The sequence below is a fragment of the Nocardia sp. NPDC047654 genome, assembly GCF_043205035.1.
Taxonomy (GTDB): Bacteria; Actinomycetota; Actinomycetes; order Mycobacteriales; family Mycobacteriaceae; genus Nocardia.
In genome coordinates this window covers 227,980-238,382 of sequence record NZ_JBIDDF010000001.1, presented here as the reverse complement: position 1 = coordinate 238,382, position 10,403 = coordinate 227,980, and the positions used below count along the sequence as shown (strand labels likewise).

11 protein-coding genes are annotated in these 10,403 nt (G+C 68.9%); 5 read left to right on the top strand and 6 right to left on the bottom strand.

Annotated features, from left to right (window positions below; translation table 11 throughout):
* Positions 1-66: 66 nt before the first annotated feature.
* A complete protein-coding gene (locus ACGF7Y_RS01150; protein WP_393228084.1) occupies positions 67-1,029 on the top strand; it encodes a DUF1702 family protein in 963 nt (320 codons plus the stop codon).
* A gap of 10 nt (positions 1,030-1,039) precedes the next feature.
* Positions 1,040-1,843, top strand: a complete 804-nt coding sequence (locus tag ACGF7Y_RS01145) for an SDR family oxidoreductase (protein ID WP_393228082.1) — start codon at positions 1,040-1,042, stop codon at positions 1,841-1,843.
* Positions 1,844-1,907: 64 nt separating this feature from the next.
* Here ACGF7Y_RS01145 and ACGF7Y_RS01140 read toward each other — a convergent pair whose 3' ends face one another.
* The gene (locus ACGF7Y_RS01140) at positions 1,908-2,345 is read right to left on the bottom strand and encodes a hypothetical protein (RefSeq protein WP_393228080.1); all 438 of its coding nucleotides are present in this window, start codon (positions 2,343-2,345) and stop codon (positions 1,908-1,910) included.
* Positions 2,346-2,443: 98 nt separating this feature from the next.
* On the opposite strand from ACGF7Y_RS01140, the gene ACGF7Y_RS01135 reads away from it, so the two are divergent.
* The 3 genes from ACGF7Y_RS01135 to ACGF7Y_RS01125 all read left to right on the top strand — a co-directional run bounded on the left by ACGF7Y_RS01135 (position 2,444) and on the right by ACGF7Y_RS01125 (position 4,386).
* Positions 2,444-3,013, top strand: coding sequence for a TetR/AcrR family transcriptional regulator (locus ACGF7Y_RS01135; protein ID WP_393228078.1), 570 nt, complete (start codon positions 2,444-2,446; stop codon positions 3,011-3,013).
* Between the two features lie 85 nt (positions 3,014-3,098).
* Entirely contained in the window at positions 3,099-3,467 is a 369-nt protein-coding gene (locus ACGF7Y_RS01130) for a hypothetical protein (protein ID WP_393228076.1), read from the top strand.
* Positions 3,468-3,690: 223 nt separating this feature from the next.
* Positions 3,691-4,386, top strand: coding sequence for a hypothetical protein (locus ACGF7Y_RS01125; RefSeq protein ID WP_393228074.1), 696 nt, complete (start codon positions 3,691-3,693; stop codon positions 4,384-4,386).
* Positions 4,387-4,420: 34 nt separating this feature from the next.
* Here ACGF7Y_RS01125 and ACGF7Y_RS01120 read toward each other — a convergent pair whose 3' ends face one another.
* The 5 genes from ACGF7Y_RS01120 to ACGF7Y_RS01100 form a co-directional block, all read right to left on the bottom strand.
* The gene (locus ACGF7Y_RS01120) at positions 4,421-5,698 is read right to left on the bottom strand and encodes an MFS transporter (RefSeq protein WP_393230845.1); all 1,278 of its coding nucleotides are present in this window, start codon (positions 5,696-5,698) and stop codon (positions 4,421-4,423) included.
* Between the two features lie 328 nt (positions 5,699-6,026).
* Entirely contained in the window at positions 6,027-6,821 is a 795-nt protein-coding gene (locus ACGF7Y_RS01115; RefSeq protein WP_393228072.1) for a 3-oxoacyl-ACP reductase, read from the bottom strand.
* The gene (locus ACGF7Y_RS01110) at positions 6,818-8,179 is read right to left on the bottom strand and encodes an aldehyde dehydrogenase family protein (protein ID WP_393228071.1); all 1,362 of its coding nucleotides are present in this window, start codon (positions 8,177-8,179) and stop codon (positions 6,818-6,820) included. Before ACGF7Y_RS01110 ends, ACGF7Y_RS01115 begins: the two co-directional genes overlap by 4 nt.
* On the bottom strand, positions 8,176-8,922 hold the full coding sequence (locus tag ACGF7Y_RS01105) for a gamma-glutamyl-gamma-aminobutyrate hydrolase family protein (protein ID WP_393228069.1): 747 nt from the start codon (positions 8,920-8,922) through the stop codon (positions 8,176-8,178). Before ACGF7Y_RS01105 ends, ACGF7Y_RS01110 begins: the two co-directional genes overlap by 4 nt.
* On the bottom strand, positions 8,903-10,267 hold the full coding sequence (locus tag ACGF7Y_RS01100; protein WP_393228067.1) for a glutamine synthetase family protein: 1,365 nt from the start codon (positions 10,265-10,267) through the stop codon (positions 8,903-8,905). The genes ACGF7Y_RS01105 and ACGF7Y_RS01100 overlap by 20 nt, the downstream gene beginning before the upstream one ends.
* Positions 10,268-10,403 lie beyond the last annotated feature (136 nt).

Genomic DNA, 10,403 nt, shown 5'->3' with positions numbered 1-10,403 from the left:
CTGTGCGTCGCCCACACGGCGCTCCCGCACCGGGCCCAAGACTCCACCCCGACGATTGGAGAACCCATGCCCTCGCCGTTGGGTCCGCTGCGCGCGGCCCTCTTCGTCCCCAGTCCGGCCAGTGTCCGCAGGGTGCTCAGCGGATTCGAGCAGCCCGACCAGCACACCGCGCTGGAACTCGAGCAGGTGACCATGCACCTGGTCGGCGGCATCGACTCCGCGGTACGCAGCTCGGACAACGACGAACTGATCGCCGCGCTGCTCCAGGTGCCGCCGAAGTACCGCGGGTTCGCCTACGAAGGCGCGGCGGTCGGCCTCACCGCGATCGACTCGCTGTCGCCCGGCCGGCGCGCCGCCGATCTGATCGACGGCCCGGCCGCTGATTACGCCCTGACCATGTATGTGGGTGTCGGCCTCGCGATGGCGAAGATCCCGAAGCTGCGCTGGAAGAAGCTGTTTCCGCAGCACCCGCTGTTCCGCTGGCTGGCCATCGACGGGTACGGCTTCTACAAGGCGTTCTTCCAGATGCAGCGCTATGTGCGGGACAAGCACGTCGAGACCCGCTACCCCGGCTGGCTCGGTGACCGGGACAACTTGAAGCGCATTGCCGATCAGGGCATGGGCCGCGCGCTGTGGTTCATCGGCGGCGGCAATCCGGCCGGTGTCGTGCGCCTGATCGGCGAGTTCGACCCGAAGCGGCACGCCGATCTGTGGAGCGGCGTCGGCATCGCCGTCACGTTCGCGGGCGGCGTGCAATCGGCTGCCATGGAGGAACTCTGGGATGTGGCCGGTGAATTCCGGCCGCAGCTGTCGCTGGGCTCGGCCATGGTCGCGCGCATCCGGCAGCAGACCAACAGCGTCAACGAGCACAGCGAGGCGGCGGCGCAGGTCTTCTGCGGGACCAGCGTCGCGAAGACCGACGCGCTGATCGAGAGTTCGCTCGATGACCTGCCCGACGACGGCACCTCCGGAACCTACCTGCTGTGGCGGGATCGGATCGCCGATATCGTCACCGCGAGCCGAGCCTGAGGGTCACGGGATGGCACGGGTCAGGGACTGGGTCGGCAAGCACGTCATCGTCACCGGCGGATCGGAAGGGATCGGCGCCGCGGTGGCGGAGGTCTTCGCGCGGCGTGGCGCGCAGGTCTCGATCATCGCGCGCCGGAAGCTTCCGCTGCGCGACACCGCGAAACGATTGGGTGCGAACTGGGCCGCCGCGGACGTGACCCGTCCGGACCAACTCGATTCGGCCATCACGGAACTGGAGCAGCGCAACGGGCCGTGCGACGTCATCGCCTGCTGCGCGGGACTCACACTGCCCGGACGGTTCCTCGAAGTCGACGCCGGCGAGTTCGAGGTACAGATGTCGGCGAACTATCTCGGCGCGGTGCACGCGGTGCGCCGGGTGATGCCGGGGATGGTGCAGCGGGGCGGCGGGAAGATCCTGCTGGTCAGCTCGACTTCGGCGTTTCTCGGGATCACCGGCTACACCGGTTATGGACCCACCAAGGCGAGTATCCGGCAGCTGGCGTTGTGCCTGCGCTACGAGGTCGAGCCGAAGGGCGTGGACGTCACGGTGATCTATCCGGCCGACACCGACACACCGGGGCTGGCGATGGAGAACCAGCGAAAGCCGGTGGAGACCAAGGCGATCACCGGATCGATCGAGCCGATGCCGGCCCGACGGGTCGCCGAGGCCGCGGTGCGGGGAATGGAACGCGGGCATCACCACATCGCCCTCGACCCTCTGACGCGGTTCTTCCTGGCCTGGGCGAACCTGCCCGAGGATCTGGCGCGGCCGTTCATGCGCCGCACCATCGCGAAGGCACTGCGCGGCAACTGAACTCCGACCACGCGAAAGACCCGCTCGCACATCGAATTCGGATGTGAGCGGGTCTTTCGCAGGTTCACCCGATGATGACGACCACGCAGGCCGCGATGAAGAGCACCTGAACCAGACCCCGCAGCGGCAGCGGCATGGTCTTGATGCCCAGATCCGCGCGAGCGGCGCGGACGTTCGCGGGGAACAGGGCCAGCAGCAGGGCGATCAGGCAGGCCGCGGCCAGGTCGGCGGTGGCCGGGATCAGCACGCCGACCGCGCCCGCCAATTCCAGGACGCCGGTCAGCGTCACCAGCGCGGGCGCGTTCGGCAGCCGCGGCGGCACCATGGCGATCAGGGCGTCGCGGCGCGGCTGGAGGAAGTGCGCGCTCGCCGTGAGGACGAGCATCGCGGCCAGGCCGAGTGCGGTCGCCTGCGCCCACGAATCGAGCAGGCCGTCGCCGATCAGCCGGCCGATGAGCCGGGCGAGTGCGGTGACGGCGACGAGGACAACCAGCGGGGCCATCGGATCTCCTGTGCATCGAGAGCAAATCTTGACAGTGGAAAGATTAGGCTCGGCGCCGCAAACTTGTCAATGTCTAGATGATCGGTCACCATCGAGGGATGGCGAAGGACGGCTACCACCACGGAGATCTTCGCGCGGCGCTGCTGACCGCGGCCGCCGAGCGGATCGCCGCCGACGGCGTGGACGCGCTCTCGCTGCGCAACCTGGCCCGGCACGCGGGCGTCTCACACGCCGCGCCCGCCCACCACTTCGGCGATCGAGCCGGTCTGCTCACCGCGTTGGCCACCGAGGGTTTCGAGTTGCTGGCCGAACAGCTCGCGCGAGCAGGCGAGGACTTCCGCGAGGTCGCGGTGGCATACATCCGCTTCGCGCGCGAGCGCCCCGGGCACTTCGACGTGATGTTCCGGCACAGCCTCTTGCACGCGGAGGACGCGGCGTTGCGCGCCGCGCGCGAACGGTCCGCGCTGGCGCTGCGCTCCGGCGTCGCGGACCTCCAACCGGGTCACCGTCACGACCGGCAGCAGGCGACCCAACTCGCCGCATGGTCGCTGGTGCACGGCTTCGCTTCGCTGTGGCGCGAAGGGGCACTGCATAATTCATCACTGGCCGCCGATTCCGATCCGGAGGCCCTGGCCCGCAAGATGTTGTCCACTATCCGGTTCGACTGACCGGAAACCGGCTTGCGCCGAGCCGCCACCGTGCTATCCAGAGACCCGGAAGGAGCGGGCGGCCACTCCCAGCTGCCATCGACATATGGACATCCACGCCTACCCGACCGAGGCGACCACACCGGTGGACCTGACCGAAGCGCACCGGATCGCCGACCACCACTTGGCCAACGGCGACTATGCCGATCGCGGAATCAGCTACCACCTGACCGAGTTCGACACCTGCTTCGTCGCCGTCGCCACCTTCCCCCGCCCGCCGCAGGCCGATCCGGCCAGCCCGCCGGTGATCGTCGGCGGTTCGGTCTGCGTCATCGACAAGCCCACCGGCGCGGTCTCCTACTGGCCGACCTACCCGGCCGACCTGGTGGCCGACCAGTACGCGACCGCGCTGCGAGACGGTCGCCTGGTCATCGAGGACGACTGGCCCGCGGATGACGACGAGTCATTCACGTGACCGAGTCGTCCTGCCGTGCGGGCGGCATCCCGTACCGCTCCCCAACCAGGCGTAGTGCGCCGCGAGCCGCTGCCGACTCGGCCGGTCCGCAAGCCGGAACCATTGTCCCCATTGACAATTGATACCGGTCGGACAACCATGATCAGCGGCCCGGGCCCGCACCGGGCCCGCACCGGGCAAGCGTCAGGCATTCGGAACCGAGCCACAGGAGGCGGGTTTCTCCATGGGGGACGACGATCCCGATGAGAATGCGCGCGAGACAGACCCCCCTCGGCAGCAGGACTCCACCGAGCGCAAGAGTTGGATCCGTCGCCACTCCGGGACGATTCTCACCACGCTGCTGTTCCCGATCGTCTCCGGTTTGATCGTTCTGGCCGTGGAGAAGTTCACCGACGAGGGCAAAGACGAGGATTCCGCCGCGCGAGCCTCGACCTCGGCTCAGCAGACCACGCGCGGTGACAGCCCGAAGGACCCCTCGCCCCCTTCCTCCCGACCGGCGGCCTCGGCAACCGCGTCGGCCGACGAGGTCCGCTGGTCCGGCACGATCAACCTGACCTACCTCGACCTGGACTCCGTCCCGCCTCGCGTCCTGTCGAGCAACAGCGGCGCCAGCGCCTGGGTCAGCTACGACTGGGAGTCCGTCGGTAAATTCTCCGACGCCACCCTCTACGGACTCGGCGGCGGATTCTTCACGACGAAGCCCACCCTCGCCTTGTGGACCACCTCGGGCCAACCCACCCGGCAACAGTGCTCGGAACTCATCTCCACCCAGGGCGTGGAAACCCTACCGGTCACCAAGGACAGCGCCTACTGCGTCAGAACCGCCGCGGGCCGCACCGCCTTCATCACCGGAGTGGCCCTCAGCAACGCGGTCCACGCCTACACAGCCTCGGTCACCGTCTGGTCCGCCATCCAGTAGCCGTTCGTCGCCGTGCCGATTCCGCGGAAGTGGCTCAGTACGCGGGCTGGGCGGGGAGATCCGGGTCGGGGGTTGGTTCGCCCGCGTCGGGGACCTCGGTGCCGCGTAGCGAGGTGCCCGCGGTTTCACGCAGGTAGGTCCAGGCGACGAGGCCGATCAGGGAGGCGCCGACCATGTAGAGGGCGGGGAACAGCGTCCAGCCGGTTGCCTCGATGACGGCCTCGTTGATCAGTGGGGCGGTGCCGCCGAAGACCGCGGTGGAGACGTTGTAGGCCAGCGCGAAACCCGCGTACCGGACATGGGTCGGAAAGATCGCGGGGAAGGTGGAGCTGATGGTGGACAGCTGCGGCACGTACAACAGTCCGAGCACGATGAAGCCGATGATGGCCCACGCGGTGCCCTGCCCCATCAGCCAGTACATCGGCACCGCGAGCACGGCCAGACCCAGCAGGGAGAACAACCACATCGGGCGGCGGCCGACACTGTCGGACAGCCTGCCGAAGAACGGCAGCACCACCATCATCACCACCTGCCCGAGCAGCATCATCGCGGTGGTGGCCGACTCCCCCATACCGATGGTGTTCTGCAGATAGGTGGGCTGGTAGGTGAGCAGCGTGTAGTTCACCACGTTCAGCGCGACCACCAATCCGGCCAGCGTGAGCGTCTCGCGCCGGTAGGTGGTCAGCACTTCGCGCAGGCCACCGGCCGGACGCTTGTGCTCGGCGACTTCGGTGAACACCGGGCTCTCCTCCAGCTTGGCACGCAGGTACCAGCCGGTCAGGCCGAGCGGGATGGCGATCAGGAACGGGATGCGCCAGCCCCATTCGTGCATGGTGTCCGAACCGAGCGCGAGCTGGAAGGCAAGCACGGTCGCGGAACCTCCGACGAAGCCCGCGAGCGTGCCGAACTCCAGGAAACTGCCGAGGAAACCGCGTTTGCGGTCGGTCGCGCATTCGGCGAGATAGGTGGCGGCGCCGCCGTATTCGCCACCGGTCGAGAAGCCCTGCACCACGCGCAGCAGGATGAGCAGAACCGGGGCAAGCACACCGACGGACGCGTGGGTGGGCAGTACGCCGATGGCTCCGGTGGCGGCGGCCATGAGCAGGATCGTGGTGGCCAGCACGGCTTTGCGGCCGATCCGGTCACCGAGCGGTCCCCACACCATGCCGCCGAGCGGCCGCAGGACGAACGAGATGGCGAAGCCGAGCATGGTGCCGAGCGTGCCCAATTCCCCAGGGAAGAAGGCATCGGTCAGGTATGTCGCGGTAGCGGCGTAGACGCCGTAGTCGAACCATTCCGTCGCGTTGCCCATGGCGGAGGCCGCCACGGAACGCCGCAGCGGGAAACTCGCCGATGTCCGGTCGGTCACGTGCACGTCCTCTCCAGTCCGTCCACGGACCTCGGTTCGTTTCACCTCGGGCTACGAGAACCGAAGGTGTGGCACGAAACAGACCGTTACCCAGGATCAGCCCCCGGCAAACAGTCCCGGACCCGAGAAACACACAGAAGCGGTCGCGCTGACCTGCGACGGAGCCATCAATTGTGATGTCGGTCACAACAACTCGCAGCGACCACGGCTATCGGCCCGGCTTCGTGACCGACACACCGGCCGCTTGGGAGCGCCGAAATAGGTCCCGGCCCTACAGCGGCGTCACGTACGCGCCCGCGATGCCGCCGTCGACCAGGAACTGCGACGCGGTGATGAAGGAGGAATCGTCGCTGGCCAGGAAGGCGACGGCGGCGGCGATCTCCTCCGGTTCGGCGAACCGGCCGAGCGGAACGTGTACCAGACGCCGTGCGGCGCGCTCGGGGTCCTTGGCGAACAGCTCCTGGAGGAGAGGGGTGTTCACCGGTCCCGGGCACAGCGCGTTCACCCGGATGCCGTTGCGGGCGAACTGCACTCCCAGTTCCCGGCTCATCGCCAGCACGCCGCCCTTGGAGGCGGTGTAGGAGATCTGCGAGGTCGCCGCGCCCAGCACCGCGACGAAGGAGGCGGTGTTGATCACCGAGCCCCTGCCGCGCTCGAGCATGTGCCCGATGGCGTACTTGCTGCACAGATACACGGAGGTCAGGTTGACCTCCTGGACGCGCCGCCACGCGTCGATGCCGGTGGTCAGGATCGAGTCGTCCTCCGGCGGGGAGATGCCCGCGTTGTTGAACGCGATGTCCAACCCGCCGTAGATCTCGACCGCGGTCTGGAACAGCGCCTCGACCTGCGCTTCCTCGGTGACGTCCACCTGGACGTACCGCCCGCCGACCTCCTCGGCGGCCGCTGCGCCGCTCCCGGCGTCGATATCCGCGACCACGACCTTCGCGCCCTCCGCCGCGAAACGACGGACCGTGGCCAGACCGATACCGCTCCCGCCGCCGGTGACGACGGCGACTCGATCCTGTAAGCGCTGCAACGTATCTCCTGTCGGATTGGCGGGTGTCACCGCGTGGCGAGGAAGACGTTCTTGGTCTCGGTGAAGGCCAGCGCCGCGTCCGGGCCGAGTTCGCGCCCGAGCCCGGACTGCTTGAAACCGCCGAACGGCGTCCAATACCGCACGGAAGAATGCGAATTCACCGACAGGTTGCCCGCCTCCACACCGCGGGCCACGCGCAGCGCCCGGCCGACGTCCCGGGTCCAGATCGAGCCGGACAAGCCGTAATTCGTGTCGTTGGCGATGCGCAGCGCGTCGGCCTCGTCCTCGAAGGGGAGCACCGCGACCACCGGGCCGAACACCTCCTCGGTGAGCACCCGGTCGGTCGGAGCCCCGGGCAGCACCACGGTCGGGGGATACCAGAATCCCGGTCCGTCGGGCGCGCTGCCGGTGAACGCGACCTCGGTGGACGGCTGCACGAACGCGGCGACGCGCTCGCGGTGCGCGGCCGAGATGAGCGGGCCCATCTCGGTGGACTCGTCGGACGGGTCACCGACCCGCACACCGCGCACCGCGGGTTCCAGCAGTTCGAGGAAGCGGTCGAACACGCTGCGCTGCACGAGAATGCGCGATCGGGCACAACAGTCCTGCCCGGCGTTGTCGAAGACGCCGTAGGGCGCGGTCGCCGCCGCCTGCTCCAGATCGGCGTCGGCGAAGACGATGTTCGCGCTCTTGCCGCCCAATTCCAGCGTCACCCGCTTCACCTGCCGCGCGCAGCCCGCCATGATCTGCGTGCCGACCTCGGTGGAGCCGGTGAACACCACCTTCCGGACGGCCGGGTGGGTGACGAAGCGCTGCCCGACCACCGACCCCTTGCCGGGCAGCACCTGGAACACGCCATCGGGCAGGCCCGCCTCGAGCGCGAGTTCGCCGAGCCGCAGGGCGGTCAGCGGCGTGACCTCGGCGGGTTTCAGTACGACGGTGTTGCCCGCGGCGAGCGCGGGCGCGAAGCCCCACGCCGCGATCGGCATCGGGAAGTTCCACGGCACGATCACCCCGACGACGCCGAGCGGTTCGTGGAAGGTGATGTCGACCCCGCCCGCCACCGGAATCTGGTTTCCCAGCAGGCGTTCCGGCATCCCGGCCGCGTAGTGCAGGACATCGCGGACGTTGCCCGCTTCCCATCGCGCGTTGCCGATGGTGTGCCCGGAATTGACCACCTCGAGCCCGGCGAGGTGCTCCAGATCCGACTCGACCACCTCGGCGAACCGGCGCAGCAATCGTGCCCGGTCCCCCGGCGCCACCTCCCGCCACGCGGTCGCGGCGTGCTGCGCGCGGGCGATGGCGGCGTCGGTCTCCGCTTCCCCGGCGAGTTCCACGGTGGTGACCACCTGCTCGGTCGCCGGGTTGACCACCTGCGCTGTCGTCACCGGTCGCGCTCCCTTCCATAAGTCTCCGCCGCTACCACCAGTGCCCGGACCAACCGGCGATCGGTGGCGTCGGCCTCCGGGTGCCACTGCACACCGACCAGGAACGAGCCGTCGGTGGATTCCACGGCCTCGATCGTGCCGTCGGCGGCGTACGCGGTGGCGGTCAGGCCCTCGGCCAGCCGGTCGACGGCCTGGTGATGGTGGCAGTGCACCTTCAGCTCCGGACCGGCCAGGCGGGCGACGCGGCTGCCCGCGATCGTCAGCACCCGGGTGGCGGTGAACCCGCCCTCGACGCCGGAGTGCTCCTCGTGACCGACGACATCGGGCAGATGCGGGATCAACGTGCCGCCGAGCGCGACATTCGCCAGTTGCAGGCCGCGGCACACCGCGAGAATCGGCAGGCCCGCGGCTCTGGCCAGCTCGAACAGGCCGAACTCCGACTCGTCGCGGTCGGGCCTGGTGTAGCCGGGTATCCCCGCCGAAGAGACACCGTAGCGAGCGGGATCCACGTCCGCGCCGCCGGTCAGCACCAATCCGTCGAGCCGCCGCACCAGCTCGGGACGCGCGACGCCCGCGGGCGGCAGCAACACCGGGATGCCGCCCGCTGCCGCCACCATCTCGACGTAGGCGTGGGGCAGGACCGCGCTCGGCAGATCCCACGCGTTGAACCGGGTCCGCTCCACATACGTGGGCAGGCCGATCACGGGACGGGCTCCCGCGACCTCAGAGTCGTTCGAAACCACGGATACGCTCCCAGTCGGTGACCGCGGCGTCGTAGGCGTCCAGCTCGACCCGCGCCGCGTTGCGGTAGTGCTCCACTACATCATCACCGAAGGCCGCGCGGGCCACCGTGCTGCCGGAGAACAGCTGGGCCGCTTCGCGCAGCGTCCGCGGCACCCGGGGGCGTTCGGAGTGGTAGGCGTTGCCGCGGAACTCCGGCTCCAGCGGCAGCCGGCGATCGATGCCGTGCAGTCCCGCCGCGACCAGGGCGGCCACGGCCAGGTACGGGTTCACGTCGCCGCCGGGCACCCGGTTCTCGAACCGCAGCGAATGGTCCTCGCCCACCACGCGGATGGCACAGGTGCGGTTGTCCCGCCCCCACGCGATCGCGGTCGGCGCGAAGCTACCGGCGGCGAACCGCTTGTAGGAGTTGATGTTCGGCGCCAGCAGGTAGGTGAACTCGCGCAGGCAGTCCAGCTGGCCCGCGATGAAATGCCGCATCAGCGGCGACATGTCGTCCGCCCCGTCACCCGCGAACACGGGCTTGCCCGCGTCATCGCGCAGGCTGAGGTGGATGTGACAGGAATTCCCCTCGCGCTCGTTGTATTTCGCCATGAACGTCAAGCTGCGCCGCTCCTGGGCCGCGATCTCCTTCGCGCCGGTCTTGTAGATGCTGTGGTTGTCGCAGGTGACCAGGGCTTCGTCGAATCGGAAGGCGATCTCGTGCTGGCCGGGGTTGCATTCGCCCTTGGCCGACTCGACATACATCCCGGCGCCGTCCATCTCCTTGCGGATGCGGCGCAGCAACGGTTCGATCCGCCCGGTGCCCAGCATCGAGTAGTCCACGTTGTACTGGTTGGCCGGCGTCAGCCCGCGATACCCGGCGTTCCAGGCCGCCTCGTAGCTGTCGTCGAACACCAGGAACTCGAGTTCGGTCCCGACGAACGCGTGCAGGCCGCGCTCGGCCAGCCGGTCCAGCTGCTTGCGCAGCACCTGACGGGGCGAGGCGGGCACGGGCCGTCCCTGCGGCACCACGTGCTCGACGTCGCACAGCACCAGCGCCGTGCTCGGCCACCACGGCGTCGTCCGCAGCGTCCGCAGATCCGGTCGCAGCACGACGTCCCCGTACCCCGTCTCCCAGGACGACAGCGTGTAACCGTCGACCGTCGTCATGTCGACGTCCACCGCGAGCAGGTACCCGCACGCCTCGGTGGCGTGCTCGACCACCTCGTCCAGGAAATAACGTGCCGCGCAGCGCTTTCCTTGCAGTCGCCCCTGCATATCGGTCATGGCGACCAGCACCGTGTCGATCTCGCCGGTGTCGACCCGGTCCCGCAATTGCGCCACACTCAGCATCCCGCTACGCATCCACGACCCCTCTCGGCACCAACCGTGCTCACGCTAGAGCAAAACGGACACCTTTGTGAGGCGACACCCGAATCTCGTCCGCACGGCGTGCCGGTGCGGGATCAGGCCAGCTCAGCGGCACTCGGTGGCGTCAGTC